Below are 26,928 nucleotides of genomic sequence, written 5' to 3' on the forward strand. Positions count from 1 at the left end.
ATGAAATTTGCTAAATATTTTAAAAAATTTTACGAATTTATTATCTGGTAAAAAAGGAAAAATAATGCAATACAGCATAGAAATTAACAAAAATACAGAAATATTTGATATAGATAAAGTCGCCAAACAAGCTGCTGGTGCTGTTTTAATGAGACAAGGCAAAAGCGTTGTTCTAGCTACAGTTGCAAGAGAAGAAAAACAAGTTGAAGAAGATTTTTTACCTCTAACCGTCCAATACATCGAAAAAGCTTATGCCTCGGGCAAAATCCCTGGTGGTTATGTCAAAAGAGAAACCAAGCCAAGTGATGCAGAAACCTTAACAGCACGCATCATTGATAGAAGCTTACGCCCTCTTTTTCCAAAAGGCTATGCTTATCCAACTCAAATCGTTGTGATGGTTCTCTCAGCCGATCCTAAAGTAGATTTGCAAGTAATGAGCTTAAATGCCGCAAGCGTAGCTCTTTATCTTAGTGATATACCTATGAAAGCTCCAGTATGTGGTGTTCGCATAGGAAAGATAGATGGAAATTTCATACTCAATCCAAACAATGAAGAGCTTCAAAATAGCACTCTAGATCTCTATGTAGCAGGTGTAAAAGATGAGCTTTTGATGATAGAAATGAGAGCCTTGCCTGATCAAAAAGAAAATGAAATTTTTATCGAAGCTCCTTATGCTGATGTTTTAACTCAAACCACTTCACAAAATATGAATGAACTTAGCGAAGATGAAATTTTAGAAGCTCTAAATTTAGCTCAAAAAGCTATATTAAATGGCTCAAATGCTTATGAAGAAGCCTTTAGCAAACACAAAAAAAATTCTCAAATCGAACTAAAAAATGAGATTGAACATCCTGAAATTTTAGCTTTTATAGAAAATAATTTCCAAAAACAAATCAAAGAAGCCATCAACCAAATGGCAAAAAGTGAAAGAGCAAGCGAACTAAATAAAATCGCTAAAGAAATTTTAAATCTTGAAATCGCTAAAGACTGGAGCGAAGAAAGTATATTAAACACCTTAGCTAAAGTCAAACGCAAACTTATTCGTGAGCAAATTTTAAATGAAGGCAAAAGAGCTGATGGTAGAAGTTTAAACGAGGTTCGTCCTATCAGTATAGAAACCAATATCTTGCCAAACGCTCATGGCTCTTGTCTTTTCACTCGTGGACAAACTCAAGCTCTAGTGGTTGCAACCTTAGGCGGAGAAAACGATGCTCAAATGATAGACTTGCTTACAGAAAAAAATCCTATAAGCGAACGCTTTATGGTAAATTATAATTTTCCAGGTTTTTCAGTAGGCGAAGCAAGTCCTATCAAAGCTCCAGGAAGAAGAGAGCTAGGACATGGAAATTTAGCCAAAAGAGCACTTTATCCAAGCATAGATGAAAACTATCCTTATGTAATCCGCTTAGTCAGTGAAATTTTAGAAAGCAATGGCTCAAGTTCTATGGCAACGGTTTGTGGCGGATCTTTAGCCCTAAAAGCAGCAGGAGTGCCAAGCTTAAAACTTGTTGCAGGAGTAGCTATGGGGCTTATCTTTGAAGATAGCAAATTTGCTGTTTTAACAGATATCATGGGACTTGAAGATCATGATGGGGATATGGACTTTAAAGTAGCAGGAAGCAAAGACGGCGTTACTGCTCTTCAAATGGATATAAAACTAGGCGGAATCGATCAAGAAACACTAAAACAAGCTTTATACCAAGCCAAAGAAGGAAGAATTCACATCCTAAATATCATGGAAGAAGCCGCCAAAGAAATTGTAGTCAATGAAGAAGTTTTACCTAAACTTGAGCTTTTTAGCGTTGATCCTTCAAAAATCGTTGATATCATAGGGCAAGCTGGAAAAACCATCAAAGAAATCATAGAAAAATTTGGCGTTTCTATAGACTTAGATCGCGAAAAAGGTGAAGTAAAAATAGCAGGTAATCAAAACGAACAAATCAAAGCCGCAAAAGACTACATCATAAACATCACAAGCTCTCAAAAAGGAACTAAAAAAGGCTCTAAAGACAAAGATATATCAGACTTTGAACTTGGGCAAGAATTTCAAGGTATTGTTAAAAAAATCGCTCCTTTTGGAGCCTTTGTGGAACTTAAAAATGGTGTTGATGGTTTATTGCATAGTTCAAAAAGCAAGCATCTTAATTTAAGCGAAAACCAAAGCTTAAAAGTTAAAATCAGCGAAATTAAAAACGGAAAAATTTCTGTGGATTTGTGTGAGTGAGTGAATTTCTAACTCATCCTTTTGAGCCTTTTTTTGACAAAGATTCTAAAATCTTAATTTTAGGATCTTTTCCTTCTATTAAATCAAGACAAGACGGCTTTTATTATCAACACCCAAGAAATCGTTTTTGGCCTATACTAGAAACACTTTTTGATGTAAAATTAGAAAATATCACAGAACAACAAGCCTTTTTAAGAAAAAAACATATCGCTCTTTGGGATGTACTTCAAAGTTGCAAGATAAAAAATTCAGATGATAAAACCATAAGCTATGCAAAAGCCAATGATTTAAACCTGATCCTTTCTCAAGCCAAAATCCAAGCCATTTTTACCACCGGACAAAGTGCTTATAGATTTTTTGTTAAATTCCACCCTCACTTAGAAGCCATAGTTCTACCCTCAACTTCTCCTGCAAATTTAAATTTTTCTTTTGAACAGCTTTTACAAAACTATGAAATAATCAAAAAATTTACAAAATAAAAGAATATTTTAATTTTTTAGATTTTAGAATAATTATAAAAATTTAAGGAGTTAAAAATGCCTTTTGTAAATATACGCATCACCAAAGAAAATGGAGAACCTACAACAGAACAAAAACAAGAGCTTATCGCGGGAGTAACGGATTTGCTTGCTAAAGTTTTAAACAAAAACAAAGCCTCAACTGTTGTTATCATCGATGAAATCGATACGGATAATTACGGACTAGGTGGAAAAAGCATTACCCAAGCAAGAAAAGAAAAAAAGCTAGTTAATATCTAGCTTTTGCGTGTTATCCTTAAATTCAAATTCCACTCTCTTAGCTCCAAAACCTTTAGCAATAGCTTCTAAAGTATCCTTAGCACTTTTATGAATTTTGCTTTCTAAATTTTGGATAAGATTTAAAGACAAGTCTTTAACCTCATCTTTGGCTTCTTTTATGAGTTTGTTTTTATCACTTTCGCTAAAACTAATCCCCGTGCTATTAATAGAATCAGGCAGTAAAAAAGGTAAAAATTTAGCATTTTTTTCATCATAAAATTTCATATCTATGATGCTGTGTTTGTATCTACACTCTGGCATGATGATCTTATAAGCTTCGTCCCCTAAAGGCAAAATATCAAAGTTTTTATCCCTTAAATCATACAAGAAAGTGATCTCAAATTCAAAAATTAAAGCAATCTGTCTTTCACTCAAAGACCATCCTAAAAGATTTTTCCAAATTCCATTAAAAGCGCTATCTTTTTTAGTGACAATCTCTTTACTAAAAACTTGAAAAACACTTAATTCTCCTATGGATTTAAGCTGCATAATATCGCTAAAACTTTGCGTGCTTTTTTCTTCTATTTTAGGGCTTTTGTACTGCCTAAAAAGCACTATAAATAAAAGCACAAGCAAAATCATCACTAAAACAAATAAAATCATTTCCATTTTAAACCTTTCTAAATTTATAAACCTTGATTTGAAAAGATATATTTTTTCTCAAACGCTAAGAAAATAAAAGCATTAATGATAAAAATCAAACACACAAAAGTAAAAACAAATTCCACGCTAAAATGCGAAGCCATAAGCCCTCCGCCAAAAGCACCGCAAAAATTTCCCAAAAATTGACAAGTTTGATTAAAACCAAAAATCACACTTAAATTTTTAGCACTCACGCTTTTTTTAAGCAAGGCATTCACACAAGGCAAAAGCCCTCCAAGCCCTATGCCTATAAGCAAACGTACGAAAATAAGCATATAAACATTACTTGCTACAGCCTGCAAATAAAAGCAAATTCCACAAAATATCAAAGCTCCAAAAATAATCTTACTAGGCCCTATCTTATCAGCGATTTTTCCAAGTTTTGGTGCAAAAAAAAGATTACTAATCCCACTTGCAGCCACTACTATACCTGCCCAAAGAGCCAAATTTCCACCTTGATGAATTTGCTCAACATAAATACTCAAAATCGGCATCACTCCAAAAGTACCAAATTGTATCACAAAAGTAGTGATAAAAAGAACGATGATAAGGGTTTTGTTTTCTTTTACTTTTTGAGTATTTTTCTTCGCCTCTTTTTGAATTTTTCTTTCATGGATGAAAAAATAAATCGTCACAAAAGAACAAGCGATTAAAAAAGCCACCACATCAAAAACCGCACTAATGCTAAAAAATTCAGCCATAAAGCCACCAAACAAAGGCCCAAGCAAACTTCCACTTATAGAAGCCGTAGAAAGAGTTCCTAAAGCATAAGCCACTTTTTCTTTAGGTGCTATCACAGCGATAAACACAACAGCAGCAGAAGTAAAACCTGAAATTATCCCTGTTAAACCCCGCACAAAAACCACTTCTAAAGCACTATGAGCAAAGCTAAGCCATAAGGTTAAAACGGACATTCCAAAACTTGCACGAAGAAGCATATTTTTATAACCATACTTTGCACCCAAAAAAGCCCATAAAGGCGAAAAAACAGCCATAAAAAGCGGAGTGATCCCAAAAGCAAGTCCTGAGTAAAACGCTATTTCACTCGTATTAACATGTCCTAGTTCTTTGATATAAAAAGGCAAAATCGGAGCGATTTGACTAAGCCCCATACTTGTGGTAAAAACACCAAACCAACACACAAGCAAAGTTCTATTGAAATTTTCCATGGATTTATTGTATGATATTTTTTATAATTTTTAATTAAAACTCAAGGATAAAAATGAAAAAAATACTCTTTATATGCTTAGGCAATATATGCCGTTCACCTATGGCAGAATTTATCATGAAAGATCTTGTCAAAAAAGCAAATTTAGAAAAAGAATTTTTTATAAGCAGTGCTGGAACTTCAGGAGAACACGATGGAGAAGATATGCACTATGGCACCAAAAACAAGCTTGCCCAACTTAATATAGAACACAAAAACTTCACAAGCAAAAAACTCACTCAAAAGCTTTGCGATGAAAGTGATTTTTTAATCACCATGGACAATTCCAACTTCAAAAATGTTTTAAAAAACTTCACCAACACCCAAAACAAAGTTTTAAAAATCACTGATTTTAGTCCTAGTCTAAACTACGATGAAGTCCCTGATCCTTGGTATAATGGAAATTTTGATGAAACTTATAAAATTTTATCCCTAGCTTGTAAAAATTTACTTGTTTTTTTATCAAAATAATTTAAAACAACTATATATTACTTCTCGTTTACTTTTTAGACTTATACTTCTAAACGAACCGAAAAACATTCATAAGAAAAACTCCTTAAAATTACACGCCTAGCTTAAATCCCTTTAGCTAGGCTTTTCTTTAGATGTTTTTATCCTTCAGATTTAAAATTTTTACTATTTTAAGTGCTTCTTAAGAAAAAACTCCAAATTTATGTGCTACAATTACGATGTTTTATTAATTTTTGACAAGGAGAATTCTCATGAAACTAGTTAAACTTAGTTTAGTTGCAGCTCTTGCTGCAGGTGCTTTTTCAGCAGCTAACGCTACTCCACTTGAAGAAGCGATCAAAGATATCGATGTATCTGGAGTATTAAGATACAGATATGAAAGTAGCAATCCATGGAGCAATGATAATTATGGTTCTGGTATTTCTGGTAAACAAGATCATAAATACAGAGCACAAGTTAACTTTAATGCCGCTATAGCTGATAACTTCAAAGCTTTTGTTCAATTTGACTATAATTCGAAAGATGGTGGTTATGGTGAAAATAGCATCAGCAACACAAGTGATACCTTAAGTGTTCGCCAATTATATTTAACTTATACAAATGAAGATGTTGCAACAAGCGTAATCGCTGGTAAACAACAACTAAACACTATCTGGACTGACAATGGTATCGATGGTTTAGTAGGAACAGGTATTAAAGTAGTAAACAACAGCGTCGATGGTTTAACTCTAGCTGCTTTTGCAATGGACAGTTTCAATGAAGCTTCAGATACTACTGTAACAATTACTCAAGATGGCACTCAAAAAATTACAGGTGTTCAATTTAATCGTGGAAATCCTAAAGGTGATGGTGATGTAAGCGGTGCTTTAGATTGGAGCAAAAATATTTATGGTGCTGCAGCTATCGGCTCTTATGATATCGCTGGCGGACAATTCAACCCGCAATTATGGTTAGCTTATATGAGTGATAATGCATTCTTATATGCTTTAGATGCAGCCTATAACACAACTATCTTTGATGGAATTAACTGGACTATCGAAGGTGCTTACCTAGGAAACTCAGTAGATAACAAACTTAAAGATAGATTAGATGCAGCAAATGGAAATTTCTTTGCTTTAAGAGGCACTGTTGAGGTAAATGGTTGGGATGCTAGCCTTGGTGGTTTATACTACGGTAAAAAAGATAAAGCTACTGTAACTACAATCGAAGATCAAGGTAATCTTGGTTCTTTACTTGCAGGTGAAGAAATTTTCTACACCAATGGATCTAATTTAAATGGCGATATTGGTAGAAATATCTTCGGTTATGTAACTGCTGGATATACTTTCAACGAAGCTGTTCGCGTTGGTGCTGACTTCGTATACGGTGGAACAAAAACAGGTGAAATTGGCAACGGTGGTAAAAAACTTGAAGCAGTTGCAAGAGTAGATTACAAATACTCTCCAAAACTTAACTTCTCAGCATTCTACTCTTATGTAAATGTTGATACAGATCCTGAAAGCACTCATCACGATGCTGTAAGACTTCAAGCTCTTTACAAATTCTAAGAAGCTTTCAAGTTTAACTTTCAAAAGCGGGGTTTTACTCCGCTTTTTTTTATACATTATTTTTAAAACTTAAATTTATATAAAAGATTTTCCCAAGCTAAAAGCTTTAGGAAAATTAAGACTTAAACCAATTAGCGATTTTTTCAAAAAGCCCTTTTTGCTCTTGATGCATACCATCTTTGATACCAAAACTTTCACTTAGTTTTTCTAAAAGTTCTTTTTGTTCATCGTTTAAAGAAGTTGGAAATTTGATAGAAATTTGAACGATTTGATTTCCTATGCGAGAACTATGAACATCTTTTACTCCTTCTTTTTCAAGAACAAATCTTTGCCCATCTTTAGCACCCTTTGGTAAATTTAAGGTTGCTTCACCGCGTATGGTAGGTACTTTTATACTCTCTCCTAAAATAGCTTGAGTAAAAAACACTGGAAATTCTATATATATATCATCATCATCTCTAATAAAAGTATCATCTTCAGTAGCGATGATCTTAACATACATATCCCCTCTAGTGCCATTTTTTAAGATATTGCCTTTAGCATTGACACGAAGCTTCATACCTGTATCTACGCCTTCTGGGATATTAAGCTCGACACTATCTTTGCTTTCATTATAACCTAAACCTTTACAATCGCTACATTTTTCACTAGCTTTTTCTCCACTTCCTTGACAATCAGGGCAAGTTTGTGCAAAAGTGATAAAACCTTGAGAAATTCCAACCTGTCCTCTACCTTGACACTTTGGACAAGTTTGAAGTTTTCCATCTTTAGCCCCTGTTCCATCGCAAGTTTTACAAGAGCATTTATAAGTAAAGTTTATATTTTTCTTACAACCAAAAACCGCTTCTTTAAAACTTAATTTTAAATTAACGATAAAATCGGAAGGGATTTTCTCATCATTTGAACTTTTTCTACGACGCGATGATGAGCCAAAGCCTTCTCCAAAAAAACTAGAAAATATATCTCCTAAATCCTCAAAACCACCAAAACCTGAGCTATTAGAACCAAATCCACCGCCTTTTAAAGCATCTTTTCCATATCTATCATAAATAGCTCGCTTTTCATCATTACTTAAAACCTCATAGGCTTCATTAACAAGCTTAAATTTCTCTTCTGCTTCTTTATCGCCTTGGTTTCTATCGGGATGGTATTTTAAAGCCATTTTTCTATAGGCTTTTTTTATGGTTTCTTTATCAGCACTTTGCGTGATTTCAAGAATTTCATAATAACTTATTTCCACATTATTCCTTTAAAAAATTTAAAATTTTGCTAGAATTTTAATCTTAAAAATTCAAAAATCTAATTTTAGCAAAAATAAAATCAATAATTTATCAAATTTTAAATAAAATTATGCAAATATTATAAATCTTAGATAAAATTTAAAGGATACCAAAATGATTAATGTGTTGATGATAGAAGATGATCCTGATTTTGCGCAATTATTATCTGAGTATTTAGCGCAGTTTAATATTAAAATCACAAATTTTGAAAATCCTAAAAGCGCCTTAAATGTAGGCGTTCAAGGCTATGATTGTCTAATCTTGGATTTAACTTTACCAGGAATTGATGGTCTTGAAGTTTGTAGAGAAATCAGACAAAAAAGCAATATTCCCATTATCATCTCATCAGCTAGAGGCGACTTAAGCGATAAGGTTGTAGGGCTTCAAATTGGTGCTGATGATTACCTACCAAAGCCTTACGATCCAAAAGAAATGTATGCAAGGATTATGAGTCTTATTCGTCGCACAAAAAGAGTTGAACACGCAAATAATGAAAATATTAATTCCGCTTTCAAAATCGATGAGAGAAGGCATGAGATCACCTATGAAGATAAGGTTTTAACACTTACTCCTGCTGAGTTTGAAATTTTAGAATACCTTATCCAGCAGCACGGATATAGCGTTTCAAGAGAACAGCTTGTAAGTCGCTGTAAAAATCTAAAAGATAAAGATTCTAAAAGTCTTGATGTTATCATTGGTCGCTTAAGAGTAAAAATAGGAGATAGTTCAAAATCCCCAAAACATATTTTTTCTGTTAGAGGTATAGGATATAAACTAATAGGATGACAAAAAATTATTCTATTTATACCAAGCTAATTATTTTATTTGTTGTTACTTTTTTCTTGGTTTGTGTGCTTTTTATCGTTCTTTTGAAAATAGAAGGAAGTGCTTACAACGAAGAAGAAAGTTTAAAACAAGAAAATCTTATAAAAAATTTACTCATCTCCTATGAAAACACTTCAGGTGCTAAAATAGGATCCTATCTTGAAAATAGCGGTTTTAATACTATACAAAATCCCTATCTTGTAAAAAGCATAAGAAATAACGGACAATCACTTTTTAAGGCAAATGGAGAATTTTGCACCCTTTCTTCTTTAAAATATCATAGCAATCTTTATTTTGATGTTCAATGTAAAGATTTTGATGGCTTATATGAAGAAAATACTAGCGATAGAGTTTATAATCTTTTATTAATAGGATTTTTTTCTTTTTCTTTGTTGGTTGTTTTTATGTATTTTTCGGTATTAAAATCTTTAGAACCTTTAAAAAAATTAAGAAGGCAAGTTGCTAAAGTTGCAAATGGGGAGCAACCTGATTTTTTAGATTATCAAGAAGATGAAGTAGGCAAAATCGCCTTTGAATTTCAAAAAGCTTTTAAAAAAAATCAAGAATTAATCCAATCAAGACAACTTTTCCTAAGAACAATTATGCATGAGTTAAAAACCCCTATAGGAAAAGGGAGAATTATTTCTGAAATGATCAAAGAAGACAGACAAAAAGAAAGACTTATCGCTATATTTTTACGTATGGATTCTTTGATCAATGAATTTGCCAAAATCGAAAATTTATTTTCAAAAAACTACAACTTACACTTTAAACCTAGTCGTTTTAGCACTATACTTGAGGAAGCTAAAGAACACCTTATGAGAGATGATTTTAATAAAGTTGTAAAAGTTGATATTAGATATGATGCTTTAATCAATGTTGATATGGAAATTTTCTCTGTAATTTTAAAAAATCTTATCGATAATGCCTTAAAATACTCAAACGATGGCACTTGTGAGCTTTTTTGTTGTAAAGAATGTTTTACCATTAAAAATCCAGGTAAGCCTTTAGCAGAGCCTATAGAACATTATCTTGAAGCTTTCGCAAGAGAAAAACATAATCAGGTCAAAGGTATGGGGCTAGGACTTTATATAGTTTCAGAGGTATGCAAACTGCATAATTTTGATTTGATTTATTTTTATGATGATGGAAAGCATTGCTTTAAAATTTTCTTTGGAGATAAAGAAAAATAATGGCAAAAGGCCTAGAAAAATTCAACGAACTTGTTGAAAGTTTTGCAAATTTACCTACCATAGGAAAAAAAACCGCCATAAGGCTTGCTTATCACCTTTGCATAAATAATCAAATCGATGGTATGAAACTCGCACACAATATAGAAAATGCTATCCGCTTTATAAAACCTTGTGAGCAATGCGGTGCTTTAAGCGAAAATGAGCTTTGCGAAATTTGCAGCAATGAAGAAAGAAATAAAAACATTTTATGTATAGTTGAAAGTCCAAAAGATATACTAACGCTCGAAGAGAGTCAAAGTTACAATGGGTTATATTTTGTTTTAGATAACTTAAATGAAGAAAAACTTGAAAAACTAAAGCAAATCATACTTAAACTCAATACCTCTGAGCTCATTTTTGCGTTGACACATAACATTAATTCTGATGCAACTATCTTTTTTATAGAAGATAAATTTAAAGATTTAAACCTAACTTTTAGTAAAATCGCTCAAGGAATTCCAAGTGGTGTAAATTTAGAAAATGTGGATTTAATCTCTTTAAATAAAGCTATGAATTTTAGAACAAAAATTTAGTAATTTTTATAAGAAATATTGGCTAATTCTTGCAAAGAAAAATCCGCAATCTTTTCACAAACAAAACCTTCCTTGCTTAAAAAATCAAGTAAAGTTTTTTCCATGATTTTAGCCCCTTGTATAAGCTCATCTGAGAGCTTAAAACTCATCGCTTCAATACGCTTTGGCACACAAGCTAAGATGTGTGTTTTAGGCAAATCTCCTGCAAGCTCCATGTATTGCAAGGTTTGAAGCATTTCTATTTCATGAGCACTTCCACTCCAGCTAATTTTATTAGGCATAGCATCATAAGGAAAGAAAAATACATCTCCTATACTCGCATCTTGTGCTTCTATGCAGTCTAAAACGATAAGTCTATCGTACCTAGCGATGATATAGCTAAGTTGCAAAGCCAAAGTTCCACCATCAACAAAATCTAAAGTAAATTCAGGATGAGTGAATTTGTAGTTTTTTTCAAGTTGTTTGCAAAGATGAACGCCTAAGCCTTCATCTGCAAACATGATATTACCTATTCCAAGGACTAAGAATTTCAATGCTTTTCTTCTTTTACATATTTATATCCGCTAATAATAGCATCTATAGCACCATCTTTACCTTTTACTGCGTTAAAAATCGCCATGTAAATATGTACTGGTACAAAAATCATAATCACCCACATCAAAATTCTATGATAAGTTCTTACATCAGCCAAACCGCCCATTGCAGCTTCAAGTGGTCTTAAAATATGATATAAAAGCCCACCTAAGCCCTCATGATAAGTATGAGTATAAAGAATAAGCCCTGTAAGAATGATACCTAACATCACAAGATAAAAGAAAAAATAAGTTACAAATTGCAAAGGATTATAAACCCCTTTTAAATGCGGATGTTTTCCTAAGAAAATGTAAAATTTTACTTGTTCTATCCATAATTTGATATTAAAAATATCCCATACACTTCTGCGTTCTTTTGCACTTACCTTGTCACAAAAAAACAAATATACTTTAAAAATAATACAAGCGATTAAAATAAAACCCACCGCTTGATGTACTAAACGGTATTTTGCTTGCATAAAATTTACAGGTTCGCCGTTACTAATAGGACTTTGAAACACATAAGAAAGATAATACCCTGTGCCAATAAGAATCACTATAGCAATAGCTCTTACCCAGTGCGTTAAACGCAAACCTATGCTAAATTCATATTCAGCTTTTCTTTGCAATTTTTCTTTTTTATTTTGCATGAAAGCCTCCTTATAAATTAACATTCACTTTATATTCGCTTAGATTATTGCCCTTAGTATCCATTACATGCACCGCACAAGCAATACAAGGATCATAAGAGTGAATTTTTCTAATGATTTCAAGCGGTTGTTTTACATCAGCGATTTTAAGTCCTATCAAACATTGCTCATAACTTCCACCTACGCCATTTGCGTCTTTTGGACTTGCATTCCAAGTAGAAGGCACCACAGCTTGCCAGTTTTCAATGACGCCATTTTTAATTCTACACCAATGGCTTAATGTTCCGCGTGGCACATGCCCCATATAGCGTCCTTTGTATTCTTTAGAATTATCGATCACATAAGGCGCGCAAGTACTCTGATCTACTTTTAAATTTTCAACTAAATTATTAAACGCTTTTAAAGTATTGTTTGCAACGATTTTTGCTTCAATACAACGAGCAGCTGTTCTTCCAAGTGTGCTAAATACAGCATTTAAAGGAAGTCCTGTTTCTTTTAAGAACTCATCTACCACAGGAACAACATTTTGATTACCTTTGGCATAATTTACAACGATATTTGCTAAAGGTCCTACTTGCATAGGGTTTCCTTCATAGCGTGGAGCTTTAATCCAACTATATTTACCCTTAGTATCAAACACTTTAGAATGAACATTATTTCCATGATGATCTACGCTTTCCCCATCTACAAGTCCTGTATAATTTGGATTTGTTTTGCCATCATAAGGATGTAAAGGTTCATTGTCTGCATACCAAGAATGAGTTGCCTCTTCAGTAATCTTATCTTCTTCTACTTCATAAACCTTGCTTAAATCTCCATTTTTGATAATACCACTTTCAAAAAGCCATTCATCTCTTCCGAGTTGGAATTCTTTAAAGGTGTAAAGATTATTTACCCCTATATCATTTAAAACGCTTGCTTCATGTGCATAAGCTTTTCCTGCCATCACAAGATCAGGATAATACGCACGATTAACAAAGTCTTGTACTTCTTGGAATTTAACCATATATTCACCCATTCTTGCAGGATCAAGTAAATCCATAACGCAAGTTACACCACCAACAGTTAAGCTTTGTGGATGTGGATTTTTAGCTCCAAAAATCGCCATACATTGAGCAATGATTCTTTGGATTCTTAAGCATTCTAAATAGTGAGAAAGAGCGATTAAATTTTGCTCAGGACTTAAACGATAAGTTGGGTGACCATAGTACGCATTAGCAAAAGGTCCTAAATTTCCTTTATCTACAAAAGTTTTAAGTCTTTGTTGCACTTCAAGAAGTTTATCCGCACCTGTTGCATAAGGATTTGGAGTGTATTTAAAAGCTTCATCGCTTGCTTTTTTAACATCAGCACTTAAAGCACTTACCACATCAGCCCAATCAAGCCCATGAAGTTGATAAAAATGCACGATATGATCGTGTAAAAATAAAGCTGCATTCATTAAAGTTCTTGTTAAAAGCGCATTTAAAGGTGGAGTAATACCTAAAGCATTTTCAACAGCAACTATACCTGCTTTATAATGTGAAAAAGTACAAACTCCACAAATTCTTTGTGTCATAAAACCCGCATCTCTTGGATCACGCCCTTTTACTATGGTTTCAATACCACGCCACAAAGTAGAGCCCGCATAAGCTTCTTTTACCACATTGTTATCATCAACAACAACTTCAACTCTTAAATGCCCTTCAATTCTTGTAATAGGATCTACGATTATTTTTTGACTCATTTTTATTCCTTATCTTTTTGCATGGAAGATATAACTGCGTGCGCTGCTATAGCAACACCTGTGAGCGTAAGCACGCCTATGCCGATTTTATCTGAAACACTATCCGCGCCCAAACCAAAAACAGTATCAAATTTACGACTAGCCATAGGCTCCTCAAAAGGTCCCATAGTATCCCAAAAATCAGGCTCGGAACAACCTATACAACCATGCCCTGCTTGGATAGGCCAAGAAGTGTGCTGGTTAAATCTCTCTCTTGAACAGTTATTGAAAGTATAAGGCCCTTTACAGCCTACTTTATAAAGACAAAAACCTTGTTTTGCTCCTTCATCTCCAAAGGCATGCACAAATTCACCCGCATCAAAATGTCCGCGTCTTTCACAAAGATCATGAATTCTTAAGCCATAAGCCCATTTTGGCCTATTATATACATCAAGTGCTGGTAACTCACCAAATAATAAATAATGAAGCACATTACCCACTATATTTTTTTCACTTGGAGGACAGCCTGGAACATTGATCACAGTTTTGCTTGTTACTTTACTTAAAGGCTGCGCATTACTAGGATTTGGTCTTGCTGCTTGGATTCCTCCAAAGCTAGAACAGGTTCCTATAGCAAAAATAGCCAAAGCATTTTCACTTGCCATTTTTGAAAGCTCATAGCCTGTTTTTCCATGTGCACCTATGGTTAAAAAATGCTCTGTATCACCCATAGGGATGCCACCTTCAACCATTAAAATGTATTTATTTTTATGTTTTTGAATGGCACTTTCTAAATTTTCTTCAGCTTGCCAACCTGCTGCAGCCATCACTGTTTCGTGATATTCTAAAGAAATATAATCAAAAATCAAACTATCAATCGTTGGAGTATCACTTCTTAACAAACTCTCACTACAGCCTGTACACTCAGCCATATGAAGCCACACAACAGGAAGTCTATCAGCAAGCTCAGCAGCTTTTGCTATCATAGGAGTAAAACTCGCTGGTAAAGCCAAAAATGCCGTCATAGCACCTGCCCATTTCATAAAATCCCTTCTAGAAAAACCTGACTTTTCTAATGCTTTTGCAATGCTATCATTGTCTTTTAAAGAAGGAAGCTTTTCAAGAGCCGATAAACGCGACTCTATTTGATGATAATCAATCATTATATTTCCTTTATAATATGAAATTTATTCTCTATAATAATAAAATAAAGGAAGTTAAAATAAAATTAAAAACTTACTCTCATAAGCAAATATTAGTATCAATCTTAATTAAAGTTTAATCATAAGCCTTTTTTGAGTTTGCGAATCAAAAATCTTGCAGGGTGAATAGCGTGGATGTATTTTTTTTCTAAACACAAGGGTTCATTATTTATCAATGCACACAAATACCTTGCCGCTAAAACACTTGTGCTAAAACCCCTTGATCCATGAGCAAAATTAAAATACAAATTACAAGACATTTTAGCTGGTTTTTGCTCCTTGTTTTTTGTCCATAATAAAGCTTTATATTCTTCTTTATAAAACACTTCATCATAAGCATTTCCAACTATCATAAAGCGATCACTCGAATAAGATCTAAAACCTACCTTAGAACCTATGATTTCTAATTTTATATTTTTATCTATAAATTCGGCTATATTTTCTATATTTTGTTTATCATCTTCTTCTTTTGATTCTAAACTTGTATCAAGCCTATCATAACTTGCTCCAATCACTTGCAAATCATCTTTTATAGGACAAATATAAGCCTTAGAAGATAAAGGAAATGGAGAGTCTAAAAAAGGTTTTAGGTGTGTAACTTGACCTCTTACTTTACTTAATTTCATCTCATCATAAAAAACAAAATCTTTTGTATCTGCACCCATAGCATAAATCAAAACCGCATAATCACTTTTAACAATATTATTTTTAAATTTTAAAACAAAACACTCATTTTCAAATTTATAAGCTTGAAATTCATGATTAAAATATATACAAGCTTTACTTTTTTCAAAAAGATTTTTAACCAAATTTTTTGGAAAAATCACTCCACCATCTTCTAAAAAAGCTTGATTTTTTGAAATTTTAAACAAAATATTTTCTCTTTGTGTGTCAAATCTTTCTTGCATCAAATCATTATGTGCAAACTCGACTACACCCTTAAATTCTAAATCTAAAATTTGTCTATAAAAACGACTTGCCTCTATAAGAGAAAGCTCTGAAAACTCCCCTAAATTTACCTTAGGCTTTAAGATTAAAGAGCTTAAAATTCCACTTTCATTTCCGCTTGCACCCTTGCCTAATTCTAAATGTTTTTCAAAAACATCTATTTCAAAACCCCTTAAACTAAACTCATAAGCCAGAACAGCACTTGATATACCTGCACCAATAATAGCTACTTTTTTATTTTTTAAAGATGAAAATGTTCTTGAAAAATACGCTTCTTTATCTTTAAACTCAAGCTCATTTTCCAAATAAGCTTTAATCATTTCTCTTTTTCTAAAACCTTTGGTTTTTTCTACTCTAAAGCCATATTTTTTTAAATTTTTTTGTAAAAAACTTGCCGAAGAAAAGGTGCAAATTTGTGTATTTTTTTTAGAAAGTCTTGCCACTTCAAAAATTAAATTTTCATCAAACATTTGCGAGTTTTTATTTGGAGAAAATCCATCTAAATACCAAACATCAGCTTTAAAATCTAATTCTTTTAAAATAGCAATATCTTCAAAAACAAGATCTAAAAAACAATCTTCAAAATAAAAACGATAAATTCCTTCTTTAGCTTTAGGATAAAATTTTAAAAATTGCTCTAAAAACTCTTTAAACTCTTCATAAAATCCTAGTTTTTGATAAATTTCTCTTAATTGTTCTTTTTCGATATAAAAAGCTTCTATACTGATATAAAAAAGTTTTTTGGGACGCTTAGAAGGAGTGGTTTCTAAAAAGCGTTTCAAAGTAAGAAAAAAATTTAAACCTATACCAAAACCACTCTCTGCGATAATAAAATTTTCTTGATTTTTCCATTCAAAAGAATGAGTGTAAACAAATTTGCTTTCATTTAAGCCATCTTTGGAATTAAAATAAAAATCATCAAAATCCAAAGAAAAAGGAGTATTATCCTTAAAAATTAACTTAGCTTTTTTCATCGGTTGTTATAAAAATAACTCTCAACTCCATCAGCAATACCCTTAACCAATAAATCTTGAAAAGCTTTATTGGCGATTCTTTTACCTTCATTTGGATGTGTGATATAGCCAATTTCAATCAAAATTGCAGGCATTTGCGCACCCACTAAAACCCAAAAAGGTGCTTCTCTTACACCGCCATCTACAATTTTATACTTTTTGCGTGTTTGAGTGAGTATATTTTTTTGTACATCAATGGCTAGTTTATTTGAAGCAACGATTTTTTCACGATTTAAGAAATTTAAAATACTTTGTTTTGAGAAATAATTAATCTCTTCAAAATCTCCTTGATTTTCTTTTTCTGCTGCTTTTTTACTTCTTTCGCTTCTTGCAGGACTTAAAAAGAAAGTTTCCACGCCTTCGCTACTTTTGGCCTTGGCAGCATTGGGTGCTGCATTAGCATGTATAGAGATAAACAAATCCGCTCTTTTATCATTAGCATATTTAGTTCTATCGCGAAGATTGATAAATTTATCCGAACTTCTAGTGTAAAGCACTTTATAACCGCGTTTTTTAAGTTCATTTCCAAGTTTTAAAGCCGCACTTAAAACTATATCTTTTTCTTTTAAACTTCCTTTTTTATCACTTAGAGCACCGCTATCTTTTCCACCATGCCCCGCATCGATAACTATAAGTTTTCCTGATTTGTATCTCGTACTTAAGGTTTTATTAAAGCTTTGAGTTGCTTTTTTATCTACACTTTGACTTGAAGTTTGCGCATGAAAACCTAAAGTGAGATTTTTATTATCCAACTTTTTTAAAAGTTTAAATTCTTTAGGAGCACTCAAAACCACACGAACAATTTTTGGATTATATTGCGTAACGACAATTGTATTTTGTCCAAAGGTAAAGCTTTTTCTATTACCTTCTAACACACCTTTAAAACTTACAACATATCGGAATTTTTGATCTTTGGTTTCAAATATTGCTATTTCTTTTTCATCCAAATCATCGCTCAAATTTAACACCACAGCGTTAGAAATTTTATCCACATCTAAAACATATAAAGGTCCTTGATCTTCTTTTTCGTTATTGGTTTTTTTATCTTGTTTTTTTATTTCTAAAACTTTGGTTTTAATTTCTGTTTTTTGATCTTGCTTTTTCTCTGAAATTTTACTAACTTGCTCAGTCTTTTTTTGGCTAGTAATTTCTTTTGAAAAAATTATTTTTTCTTCTTTAAAAGATATATCAATAGGAATTTTTTCTTTAGCATAAACCACTATGCGTATGGTTTTGGGATTAAATTGTGAAATCACTAAACGATAGTCATCAAATTTAAACTCTTTTTTACCTCCTTCTAAAACCCCATCAAAATCACTAATAAAACGATAGTTTCCTTTTTCATCTAAAGCAAAACTTTTTAATTGATTCTTATCTAAATTTGCATTTAATTCAAGCTCTACACCTTGGCTTGTTTTACTTGACCTTAAAACGTAAATTTTATCATCACTTTTTGTTTTAGAAACGATACTACTCTTTGGCTCTTGTGAAGTTTTAGAATCTATTTTTTCTATATTTTTTATTTGTTCATTAGGTGATTTTTTTTCACTTTTTTGAACTGTTTTTACAGGTTTAAAAGTTGACTTTTCAGTATCTTGAGAAATATTTTGAACCTTAATATCTTTAATAACAGCCTTTCTTAAAGCATTGATACTTGCTTCACTTATACCACTTTCTTTTAACTCATTAGCATATGACTTGTCGTCTAAATTTAAAGTATTTGAACTGATGATCAATCTTTTTAAGATTTCAATTTTAGTTTTTTCATCTTCATTGATAACACTTTGTATATAAAGGCTTTTTAGCTGATGATGAAATTTTACTTGCACTTCGCTTTTAGAACTGATAAAATTTTTATCGAAATTTGCAAGTTCATTTTCATAAGCTCCAAAAAGAGTTGTGAAAACAAATACTAAAAATACAAAAATTTTAGCCATTATTCACCATTAACCAATTTTTCCATAAGTTCTTTAACGCTGATAAGTTTATCTAAACGATATCCATTTGCACCTGTAAAGAAAAGCCCCGTTTCTTTTTTACCTGACCACGCATCAAAAAGCCTATCTGCTATACAATACCCTACTTTAGTCGCCTCTTTTCCGCGTCCACAAGGTGCTACACAATTGCTTATACAATTGATCTTTGGACCCATTCTTTTATCTACCAAATTTAAAAGATTGGTTCTAACTCCACGAGCAGGATAGCCCACAGGAGATTTAATAAGCTCTATATCTTCTTCTTTAGAAGCTAACAAAACACTTTTAAACTCTTCGCTTGCATCACATTCAAAAGTTCCTATGAAACGCGTTCCCATTTGAACACCACTAGCTCCTAAAGAAATAGCGTTTTCTATATCTTTTTTATCCCAAATTCCACCTGCAGCAATCACAGGAAAAGATCCCCAATTTTTAGCCTCTTCTACCACAGGAGCGATTAATTTTTCTAGCTGATAATTTGGATCTAAGCACTGCTCATAAGTAAAACCTTGATGACCTCCACTTTTTGGCCCTTCTAAAACCACTGCATCAGGTAGGCGGTTGTAACGGCTTTGCCATCTTTTGCAAATAATTTTTAAAGCCTTTGCAGATGAAATAATAGGCACTAAAGCCACATCAGGAAAATCTACAGTAAATTCAGGTAAATTTGTAGGAAGTCCAGCGCCTGAAACAATCACATTAAAACCAACCTCACAAGCATCGCGTGCTATTCTTGCATAATCATTACTTGCACATAAGATATTACACCCCAAAGGTGCATCGCCACAAACTTTTCTTGCATTATTAATTAAAGCTTGCAAACCCTTGCGTGAGTAAAAATTTTCACTTCCATAAGGCTTAGCGTTTAATTCTTTACTCGCATACTTTCTTTCTTCATAATATCCTGTTCCCACAGAAGAAATGATCCCAAGTCCACCATTTAAAGAAACTGCAGAAGCTAATCTATCCCAGCTTATGCCTAGTCCCATTCCCCCTTGAAAAATGGGATATTTTATAGTATGTTTTCCTATTTGTAAGGGTTGTAAATTCATTCTTTTACCTTTAATTTTGCAAATTTTCTTTTACCTATTTGTAAGGTGTATTCTCCTTGTTCTAAATGCATTTGCTCGTCGCTAACTTTTTGAGAATTTACACTTACTGCATTAGCGATGATGCTTCTTCTTGCTGCAGAAGTAGAACTTTCCAAACCACATTCAACCAAAGCCTTAGCAAGCCAAATTTTTCCTTGTATTTCAAACTCAGCCATATCACTTGGTAAAGCATTTTGAGAATGAATCCTATCAAATTCAGACTTAGCATTATTAGCCTCTTCTTTGGAGTGAAAACGCTCCGTAATCTCTAAAGCTAAATTTTCTTTAGCTTTTTTAGGATGTAAATTGCCTTGTTCTATATCTTTTTTTATTTGCGCGATTTCTTCTAGGCTTTTTTGACTTAAAAGTTCATAATATCTAAACATCAATTCATCACTAATACTTAAAATTTTAGCATACATATCATTAGCTTTTTCTGTAACACCAATGTAATTATTTAAACTCTTACTCATTTTGTTTACGCCATCTAAACCTTCGAGCAAAGGCATCATAATCACAGCTTGTTCTTTTCCTATATTATAAACTCTTTGAAGCTGTCTTCCCATTAAAAGATTAAATTTTTGATCCGTTCCACCCATTTCAATATCGCTTTTTAAAGCCACGCTATCATATCCTTGAAGTAAAGGATATAAAAACTCGCAAATCGAAATAGGGCTTTGTTCTTTAAATCTCTTGGTAAAATCGTCACGCTCAAGCATTCTAGCTACACTAAAAGTTGAAGTAAGCTCTACTATACCCGCGGCTCCAAGTTCATTAAGCCAAGTAGAATTAAACTTAATCTGTGTTTTTTCTTTATCCAAAACCTTAAAAACCTGTGTTTCATAAGTTTTAGCATTGATTAAAACTTGCTCTTTATCCAGCTTTTTACGCGTTGCACTTTTTCCACTTGGATCGCCAATTTGTCCTGTAAAATCTCCAATCAAAAACTGCACAATAGCTCCATGTTTTTGCAAAAAAGCCATTTTTGTTAAAACCACGCTATGACCTAAATGTAAATCAGGCGCTGTAGGATCAAACCCCGCCTTTATAAAGAAATTTTCACCCTTTTCATAATAATTTTTAATTAATTTTTCTATTCTTTCTTCATCAATAAGCTCTGCACAACCACGCTTAACTTCTGCTAATATTTTTTTTATATCCATAATAAACCTTTTTAACCTTCTTTATAAGCATCATTTAAAGATGTAAAATCTAAAATTTTACAACGAGATTTTAACCTATCCTTGACACTATCTGGATTGATATTATCAGGAATTTCCATTGTAATCTCAAAATAATCTACCGCCGAATTTAAATCACTTGATAAATTAATTGTTAATAAATTTATCTGCATTTTAGCTAAAAATGCCAAAAATTCCGCTAAAACACCTTTTTTATTTTCCAAAGAAAAAATCAATTTATAAGATTTAGGGATGTTAGAATCCCATTTTATAAATACCATATCTTGATTATTATCTATCATTTTATCAGCTCTATCGCAAAGCTTATGATGGACAATAGCGTTACCACCTTTAACAAAAGCTAAAACAGCATCACCTCTTTTTGGATGGCAGCAAAAATCAAAATCCACATTAGCGATTTTATGGTTACAATATAGAGTAAAATTTCCTATTTTTTGCTCTTTAATCTCATATTTATCAAACCAATATGACTTCTTGGCGTATTTTTTAAGACCATTAACTATATCTTTCAAATAAGCACTATCTGTTGCTACTTGTCTAATACGTCTGGCTAAATTTTCTTTTTCTATCCAAGTTTCAATTCTGTTTTTATCAACTCCAAAAATAAAACTTAACATATTAATAGAACTTGCTAGATTAATCTCTCTGATTTTTTGCTTACAAAATTCCCTTATACTTGCTTTTGCTTTTCCTGTTTTAACACTATCTATCCAAGAACAGCGATAAAATTTATCATTGCTAGTAACCACTCGCACAATATCGCCATTTTTAAGCTCGGTTAACAAAGGCACTTTAATACGATTTACATAAGCACTTTTTGCATGAAGCCCTACTTTGGTATGCACTTCATAAGCAAAATCAAGAACCGTTGCACCACGAGGCAAAGTGAAAATTTCTCCCTTAGGAGAATAAACTGCGACATCTTCAACATAAAGACTATCTTTAGCATATTCATAAAGCTCAATAGCATTATAATCTTCTGCATTTTCAAGATTGTTTATACTTTGCATTGAAATATCTGTAAGCCAATCAAGACGAGGCGCAACCACACTGCCATCTTCTTTATATTTCCAATGCGCTGCTATACCAAATTCCGCAATTTTATGCATATCAAAAGTTCGAATTTGTGCTTCTATAATACTTTTAGCATCAAAAAGTGTGGTATGTATGGTTTGATAACCATTTTGTTTAGGCAAGGCTATATAATCCTTAAAACGCGAAACCAAGGGATTAAAATGTGTATGTAAAATTCCCAAAGCTAAGTAACAATCACTTACTTTTTCAACCAAAATTCTTACCCCAAGTAAATCAAGAACTTCTTCAATACCAATGCCTTTTCTTTGCATTTTAAGATAAATAGAATAACTATGCTTAATGCGTTTTTGAATTTCAAAACTACCTTGTCTAAAGCCATTACTCAAAAATAAAAGTTCGATTTTGGAAATAAATTCATTTAAACCTAATTGCATTTCTTGATTATTGGAATTGATATAATTGTCAATAAGCTTATACTCATCTGGCATAAGATATTTAAAACTAAGATCTTCCAAATAATTTTTTATGCTTGAAATACCAAGTCTATGAGCTATTGGGGCATATACAACTAAAGTTTCTTCGCTGATTCTTTTTTGCTTATCTTCTCTTAGAATATCAAGAGTAAGCATATTATGCAACCTATCGCATAACTTCACAATCAAAACCCCAACATCTTCAATGCTTGCTAAAAGCATATTTCTGAAAGTCAAGGCTGATTTAGTTAAACTTTTTTTAGATTTTGATGAAATGAGATTATCTTCTCTAATTTCTATAATTTTAGTAAGCCCTAAAACAAGTTTTAAAACCTCAGAACCAAACTGCTCTCTAAGTTCTTCTTCGGTGCAGTTTGTATCTTCGATCACATCATGCAATAAAGCAGCTAAAATATTACTTTTATTTTCACTTAAAAATCCAACCAGTGTTGCTACTAAAATAGGATGTACCGCATAAGGCTCTCCACTTTTTCTAAACTGCCCTTCATGGCAAAATATACAGTAATCTACTGCTTTTTCAAGAATGGCATCATGGCCACAAATTTCGAAAAGTAAAGCCTTAGCAGCTTCTAAATCTTTACAATTTTTTACATTATCGATTAATTGTTCAAGCAATAATTCTTCATCGATTGGTTTCAACTAAACCCTCTAAAGTGATTTTATTTTCTGCAATTTCATATAAAGCTATATCTGCAAGTTTATTTTTATTTTTATCAAAGTCTACCAAAGGGGTTGCTCCATTCGCCAATTGTTCCGCTCTTTTTGCTACCACTAAAGAAAGGCGATATCTATCATTACCCATTTTTTCCAAAGCTTTTGCCGCTACTTCTTCTATTCTTTTATCCATAATTTTCTCCTTAATTATTTTTAACGATTGAACAAAGGCTAGTATTACCTTGTATGATTTTAAGTAAATTACCCTCTTCAAACATATTACAAACCACTATAGGAAGTTTGTTGTCTTTAGCTAAAGCTATCGCTGTATCATCCATCACTTTAATATTATCTTGCATAGCCTCATCATAACTTAAAGTATTTAAAAATACTGCATCATCAAATTTTTTTGGATCTTTATCATAAACTCCATTAACTTTTGTAGCTTTTATTACCATATCTGCATCAATTTCTACAGCTCTTAAAATAGCTGTTGTATCTGTAGTAAAATAAGGATTTCCAGTGCCTGCAGCAAAAACCACAACACGACCCTTTTCTAAGTGTCTTTGTGCTCTTCTCATAATATAAGTTTCACAAAATGCTTCCATCTGAATAGCACTTTGAACCCTCACTTCAAGCCCAGAGCTTTCCAAGGCTTCTTGAATGGCAATAGCATTGATAACCGTAGCAAGCATTCCCATATGATCGCCACTTGTCCTTTTAATCAATCCGCCCTTAGCAGCACTTACTCCACGAATAATATTGCCACCACCTATAACTATGCCTACTTCTATTTGATTTTTTACAAGTTCTTTAATCTCTGAAGCTATGAATTTTAAAATAGAATTTTCTATGCCAAAGCCATTTTCACCTGCTAAAGCCTCTCCTGAAAATTTTACTAAAACTCTTTTTCTCTCTTGCATTATTTCTCCTTATTTAACTTGAAATTATATTTTAAATTCCATTAAATTTAGCTAATTTAAGCTAATGAGCTCCAAAGGATTGATATGAAAATTTTTTTGAGTTACTTCAAAAGTAAGATCATTTTTTATTCTACCCACTACGGCACCTTTTTTAATATTCTTACCAACTTTAATATTAGGAGCAATCTTATCTAAATGTGCATATATTGTATGTATGCCATTATCATGTTCAACAATAACAACTCGAGCTAGCATACTAGTATCTTTGGCAAAAACTATTTTTCCATCTAGCACATTTTTAACAACTGCATCGCTTTTATTGCTTCTTAAAACTACATTCTCGTTAAAAATTTTAAGATTATAAACAGGATCAACATAATTTCCAAATTTTTGCTTCACAGTAAAAGAATCTAATGGAGCTATGGTTTTTTTTCCTGTGTAACGCTTGACTGAACCTCCTTGATAGCTTGAACCTAATTGCCTTATTTGTTGATTATTTTTTACTATTTTAGTATCATTTTTGCTTGAATTTACATTTTCTTTATCATTAATAATTTTTAATTGATTTAATGTTTTTCTAAGCTCTTCTTGCTGAGCTTGTAAGTCATCAAGTTTTTTTGCATATATGGTTCGATCTGTTTTTTGTTTGTTGATTTCGCTAATTTGTTTCTGTTTTAAACTTTGAAGTTTGGTTAATTGAGCGTTGTAATCCTTAAGACTATCATTGATTTTCTTAATCTGAGCTTGTTTATCATCAATAAGCCTATTTACTCCCTCATAATCTTTAGAAATTTTTAAAATTTCTTCATTTAAAACTTTGTTTAAACTTCCTAAAATTTCAAAAGCCATAAAACTTTCTTCACTTTCAATATAGCCTTGAGGGATAGGTAAATCATAAGCAAAATCTTTAGCCATTAAAGATATAAGCTTACTTTCCATATTTGATTTACTTTTAAGCAAATCTTCATTTTGGCTTGCAAGGGTGTTCAACTCTTGATTTTGAGCCTTAGCACTTGCTTCAAGCTTAGAAGTTTGTGAATTTAAGCTTTCAATTTGCAAACTTAGATCTTTCAAACTTTTTTCACCATTTAAAATATCGCTAGCCAAATCTTCAAGTTTTTTATTTAACTGTTCTTGTATGCGTTTATTTTCTTCTAAACTTTTTGTTTTTTCATTTATAGCGTTTGCTAAACTTATATCAACAAACAAAAAAAAACAAAAAAAGAGAAGAATATTTTTTCTCATCTTTTAACCTTAAACATAACCGTATTTACACACAACAAGCAAATAAACAAAGTAGCTAAAAAAATTAAAGTCAAATGTAAAATAAAGTTAATAGGTGGAAAAATAATATCTACAGCCTTTAAACTTTCTTGGATAATAGAAAGATCAAAAATTTGGGTAAAAAAGGCAAGCAAAATAATAAAAGCAATAAAACAATCAACCACAACCACCTTATAAAGCATAAAAGATCTAAACCAAAACGGAGCTCCAAATAAACACATAATTTCAATACGATCGGTATGCTCATAAAGCCAAATTCTCATCTGTTTTAAAAACAAAACAAAGGCAAGCAAAATAATGATAAACAAAAATAACCAAAAAACAAATTTCATCAAAATAAGCAAAGAGTATATCTTATCATGGGTTTTGGAAAAAGTTTCAACCTTGCTAACACCTACAATATTTAAAAGTTGATTTTTAATCGAATTTAGTTCATTTTGATCGGGTAAAGAATTTAATTTTAAAGTATAAAATTTTGGCAGAGAATCTTTTAAAACTTTCAAATTCTTTTCAGAAATATCATTTCTCAAACGATTGATTAAATCCTTGGGATCTAAAGATTCAAGTCCAGCAAAAAATGGTACTTTTGTTTTTACTGCATTCTGATCAAGTTCAGTTTTACTGACAACTATAATATTATAATCTTTATTAACAAGTTCTTCATAATGCTTCAAAGTTGCATTTGTAATCAAAATAAATTCAAAAGCAAACATCATAAAAAGTAAAGGTAAAATTAAAGATAAATGTGTTTTAAAAAATTTCATTCATTTTTCCATTTTCTATATTAAAACGACGATAATCCACTCTTAAATTACTAGGAATTCTATGTGTTACCACTATAACACAAGTTCCTAAAAGTTCTCTAGCAGACTTTAAAAGAGTCCATATAATATCAGAAGAATACTCGTCCAAATTTCCCGTTGGCTCATCGCAAAGCAAAAGCTTTGGATTATGAGCTAAAGCCCTAGCCATAGCGACGCGTTGTTGCTCACCACCGCTAAGTTGATTAGGCAATTTATCTGCTTTAAAAGTTAAATTTACATGCTTTAAAAGCTTAGCAGCTTGATCATGGCATACTTTTTTGCTATAACCTTTAATCATTAAAGGTAACATAACATTTTTTTCAACACTATATTCTTGTACAAGTTTATAATCTTGAAAAATAATCCCTATTCTTTGACGCAATTTTAAAAGTTCTAAATTTCCAATTTTATTCATCAAAGATCCACATACTTCAAGCTTACCAGAAATAGGTTCTAAATCCCCATAAAAAGACTTTAAAAGCGTACTCTTACCACTCCCACTTTTACCCGTAATAAAAACAAAATCATCATCCTTAAAAGCAAAACTTGCTTCTTTAATAACTAGTTCATCATAACCTAAAGTAAGTTTATTTGCTTGGATTAAATTAGGCATCCTTT

25 protein-coding genes are annotated in these 26,928 nt (G+C 32.1%); 8 read left to right on the forward strand and 17 right to left on the reverse strand.

Annotation, left to right across the window (positions count from 1 at the left end; translation table 11 throughout):
- The first annotated feature begins 64 nt into the window (after positions 1 to 64).
- The 3 genes from ELQ11_RS00550 to ELQ11_RS00560 are packed head-to-tail and all read left to right on the forward strand — an operon-like array spanning position 65 to position 2,982.
- On the forward strand, positions 65 to 2,224 hold the full coding sequence (locus ELQ11_RS00550) for a polyribonucleotide nucleotidyltransferase (RefSeq protein WP_126232663.1): 2,160 nt from the start codon (positions 65 to 67) through the stop codon (positions 2,222 to 2,224).
- Complete coding sequence (locus ELQ11_RS00555) at positions 2,221 to 2,703, forward strand: DNA-deoxyinosine glycosylase (RefSeq protein WP_002871015.1); 483 nt, start codon at positions 2,221 to 2,223, stop codon at positions 2,701 to 2,703. Before ELQ11_RS00550 ends, ELQ11_RS00555 begins: the two co-directional genes overlap by 4 nt.
- A 57-nt stretch (positions 2,704 to 2,760) precedes the next feature.
- Positions 2,761 to 2,982: a 4-oxalocrotonate tautomerase family protein gene (locus ELQ11_RS00560; RefSeq protein WP_002871016.1), complete on the forward strand. Its 222-nt coding sequence runs from the start codon at positions 2,761 to 2,763 to the stop codon at positions 2,980 to 2,982.
- On the opposite strand, the gene ELQ11_RS00565 is transcribed toward ELQ11_RS00560, so the two are convergent.
- Together ELQ11_RS00565 and ELQ11_RS00570 are read right to left on the reverse strand one after the other, a co-directional pair.
- A complete protein-coding gene (locus ELQ11_RS00565; RefSeq protein WP_126252564.1) occupies positions 2,968 to 3,630 on the reverse strand; it encodes a DUF4230 domain-containing protein in 663 nt (220 codons plus the stop codon). The two genes, ELQ11_RS00560 and ELQ11_RS00565, sit on opposite strands and share 15 nt — an antisense overlap.
- Before the next feature lie 17 nt (positions 3,631 to 3,647).
- Positions 3,648 to 4,832 (reverse strand): MFS transporter, encoded by a 1,185-nt coding sequence (locus tag ELQ11_RS00570; RefSeq protein WP_134225075.1) that lies wholly within the window; start codon positions 4,830 to 4,832, stop codon positions 3,648 to 3,650.
- A gap of 53 nt (positions 4,833 to 4,885) precedes the next feature.
- On the opposite strand from ELQ11_RS00570, the gene ELQ11_RS00575 reads away from it, so the two are divergent.
- Together ELQ11_RS00575 and porA are read left to right on the forward strand one after the other, a co-directional pair.
- Positions 4,886 to 5,341: a low molecular weight protein-tyrosine-phosphatase gene (locus ELQ11_RS00575; protein WP_134225076.1), complete on the forward strand. Its 456-nt coding sequence runs from the start codon at positions 4,886 to 4,888 to the stop codon at positions 5,339 to 5,341.
- A gap of 251 nt (positions 5,342 to 5,592) precedes the next feature.
- Positions 5,593 to 6,888: a group 2 major outer membrane porin protein PorA gene (porA, locus tag ELQ11_RS00580; RefSeq protein ID WP_134225077.1), complete on the forward strand. Its 1,296-nt coding sequence runs from the start codon at positions 5,593 to 5,595 to the stop codon at positions 6,886 to 6,888.
- A 115-nt stretch (positions 6,889 to 7,003) separates the two neighbouring features.
- On the opposite strand, the gene dnaJ is transcribed toward porA, so the two are convergent.
- Positions 7,004 to 8,128 (reverse strand): molecular chaperone DnaJ, encoded by a 1,125-nt coding sequence (dnaJ, locus tag ELQ11_RS00585; protein WP_134225078.1) that lies wholly within the window; start codon positions 8,126 to 8,128, stop codon positions 7,004 to 7,006.
- A gap of 154 nt (positions 8,129 to 8,282) precedes the next feature.
- Between dnaJ and ELQ11_RS00590 the strand changes: the two genes are divergently transcribed.
- Genes ELQ11_RS00590 through recR form a run of 3 tightly spaced genes read left to right on the forward strand, consistent with a single transcriptional unit; the run spans position 8,283 to position 10,758 of the window.
- Positions 8,283 to 8,954 (forward strand): response regulator transcription factor, encoded by a 672-nt coding sequence (locus ELQ11_RS00590; RefSeq protein WP_002861955.1) that lies wholly within the window; start codon positions 8,283 to 8,285, stop codon positions 8,952 to 8,954.
- Positions 8,951 to 10,186 (forward strand): ArsS family sensor histidine kinase, encoded by a 1,236-nt coding sequence (locus ELQ11_RS00595; RefSeq protein ID WP_126234779.1) that lies wholly within the window; start codon positions 8,951 to 8,953, stop codon positions 10,184 to 10,186. Before ELQ11_RS00590 ends, ELQ11_RS00595 begins: the two co-directional genes overlap by 4 nt.
- A complete protein-coding gene (gene recR, locus ELQ11_RS00600) occupies positions 10,186 to 10,758 on the forward strand; it encodes a recombination mediator RecR (protein WP_126222428.1) in 573 nt (190 codons plus the stop codon). The genes ELQ11_RS00595 and recR overlap by 1 nt, the downstream gene beginning before the upstream one ends.
- On the opposite strand, the gene ELQ11_RS00605 is transcribed toward recR, so the two are convergent.
- From ELQ11_RS00605 to ELQ11_RS00670, 14 genes are all read right to left on the reverse strand, one after another.
- Positions 10,755 to 11,291, reverse strand: a complete 537-nt coding sequence (locus ELQ11_RS00605) for a HyaD/HybD family hydrogenase maturation endopeptidase (protein WP_126231880.1) — start codon at positions 11,289 to 11,291, stop codon at positions 10,755 to 10,757. The genes recR and ELQ11_RS00605 overlap by 4 nt on opposite strands.
- The gene (gene cybH, locus ELQ11_RS00610) at positions 11,288 to 11,980 is read right to left on the reverse strand and encodes a Ni/Fe-hydrogenase, b-type cytochrome subunit (protein WP_002871027.1); all 693 of its coding nucleotides are present in this window, start codon (positions 11,978 to 11,980) and stop codon (positions 11,288 to 11,290) included. Before cybH ends, ELQ11_RS00605 begins: the two co-directional genes overlap by 4 nt.
- 10 nt (positions 11,981 to 11,990) lie before the next feature.
- Complete coding sequence (locus ELQ11_RS00615) at positions 11,991 to 13,706, reverse strand: nickel-dependent hydrogenase large subunit (RefSeq protein ID WP_126219082.1); 1,716 nt, start codon at positions 13,704 to 13,706, stop codon at positions 11,991 to 11,993.
- A 2-nt stretch (positions 13,707 to 13,708) separates the two neighbouring features.
- Entirely contained in the window at positions 13,709 to 14,848 is a 1,140-nt protein-coding gene (locus ELQ11_RS00620; RefSeq protein WP_126229230.1) for a hydrogenase small subunit, read from the reverse strand.
- Positions 14,849 to 14,967: 119 nt separating this feature from the next.
- Positions 14,968 to 16,809: a bifunctional tRNA (5-methylaminomethyl-2-thiouridine)(34)-methyltransferase MnmD/FAD-dependent 5-carboxymethylaminomethyl-2-thiouridine(34) oxidoreductase MnmC gene (gene mnmC, locus ELQ11_RS00625; RefSeq protein WP_070293785.1), complete on the reverse strand. Its 1,842-nt coding sequence runs from the start codon at positions 16,807 to 16,809 to the stop codon at positions 14,968 to 14,970.
- Positions 16,806 to 18,785, reverse strand: coding sequence for an N-acetylmuramoyl-L-alanine amidase (locus tag ELQ11_RS00630; protein ID WP_002871031.1), 1,980 nt, complete (start codon positions 18,783 to 18,785; stop codon positions 16,806 to 16,808). Before ELQ11_RS00630 ends, mnmC begins: the two co-directional genes overlap by 4 nt.
- Positions 18,785 to 19,876, reverse strand: a complete 1,092-nt coding sequence (locus ELQ11_RS00635) for a nitronate monooxygenase family protein (RefSeq protein ID WP_002861964.1) — start codon at positions 19,874 to 19,876, stop codon at positions 18,785 to 18,787. The genes ELQ11_RS00630 and ELQ11_RS00635 overlap by 1 nt, the downstream gene beginning before the upstream one ends.
- Positions 19,873 to 21,078 carry a tyrosine--tRNA ligase gene (tyrS, locus tag ELQ11_RS00640; protein ID WP_002871032.1) on the reverse strand — a complete coding sequence of 402 codons (1,206 nt, stop codon included), beginning with the start codon at positions 21,076 to 21,078 and terminating at the stop codon, positions 19,873 to 19,875. Before tyrS ends, ELQ11_RS00635 begins: the two co-directional genes overlap by 4 nt.
- An 11-nt stretch (positions 21,079 to 21,089) precedes the next feature.
- Positions 21,090 to 23,285: a bifunctional (p)ppGpp synthetase/guanosine-3',5'-bis(diphosphate) 3'-pyrophosphohydrolase gene (locus ELQ11_RS00645; protein ID WP_002866265.1), complete on the reverse strand. Its 2,196-nt coding sequence runs from the start codon at positions 23,283 to 23,285 to the stop codon at positions 21,090 to 21,092.
- Positions 23,269 to 23,493 carry a DNA-directed RNA polymerase subunit omega gene (locus ELQ11_RS00650; RefSeq protein ID WP_002853464.1) on the reverse strand — a complete coding sequence of 75 codons (225 nt, stop codon included), beginning with the start codon at positions 23,491 to 23,493 and terminating at the stop codon, positions 23,269 to 23,271. Before ELQ11_RS00650 ends, ELQ11_RS00645 begins: the two co-directional genes overlap by 17 nt.
- A 10-nt stretch (positions 23,494 to 23,503) precedes the next feature.
- Positions 23,504 to 24,223 (reverse strand): UMP kinase, encoded by a 720-nt coding sequence (gene pyrH / locus ELQ11_RS00655; RefSeq protein ID WP_044779025.1) that lies wholly within the window; start codon positions 24,221 to 24,223, stop codon positions 23,504 to 23,506.
- A 51-nt stretch (positions 24,224 to 24,274) separates the two neighbouring features.
- Positions 24,275 to 25,468 carry a M23 family metallopeptidase gene (locus ELQ11_RS00660; protein ID WP_126229271.1) on the reverse strand — a complete coding sequence of 398 codons (1,194 nt, stop codon included), beginning with the start codon at positions 25,466 to 25,468 and terminating at the stop codon, positions 24,275 to 24,277.
- Entirely contained in the window at positions 25,465 to 26,271 is an 807-nt protein-coding gene (locus ELQ11_RS00665) for an FtsX-like permease family protein (protein ID WP_052949228.1), read from the reverse strand. The genes ELQ11_RS00660 and ELQ11_RS00665 overlap by 4 nt, the downstream gene beginning before the upstream one ends.
- Positions 26,258 to 26,923 carry an ABC transporter ATP-binding protein gene (locus ELQ11_RS00670; protein WP_002856386.1) on the reverse strand — a complete coding sequence of 222 codons (666 nt, stop codon included), beginning with the start codon at positions 26,921 to 26,923 and terminating at the stop codon, positions 26,258 to 26,260. The genes ELQ11_RS00665 and ELQ11_RS00670 overlap by 14 nt, the downstream gene beginning before the upstream one ends.
- Positions 26,924 to 26,928 lie beyond the last annotated feature (5 nt).

Origin of the sequence: Campylobacter sp. US50a, assembly GCF_004379015.1 — a bacterium.
GTDB lineage: Bacteria > Campylobacterota > Campylobacteria > Campylobacterales > Campylobacteraceae > Campylobacter_D > Campylobacter_D jejuni.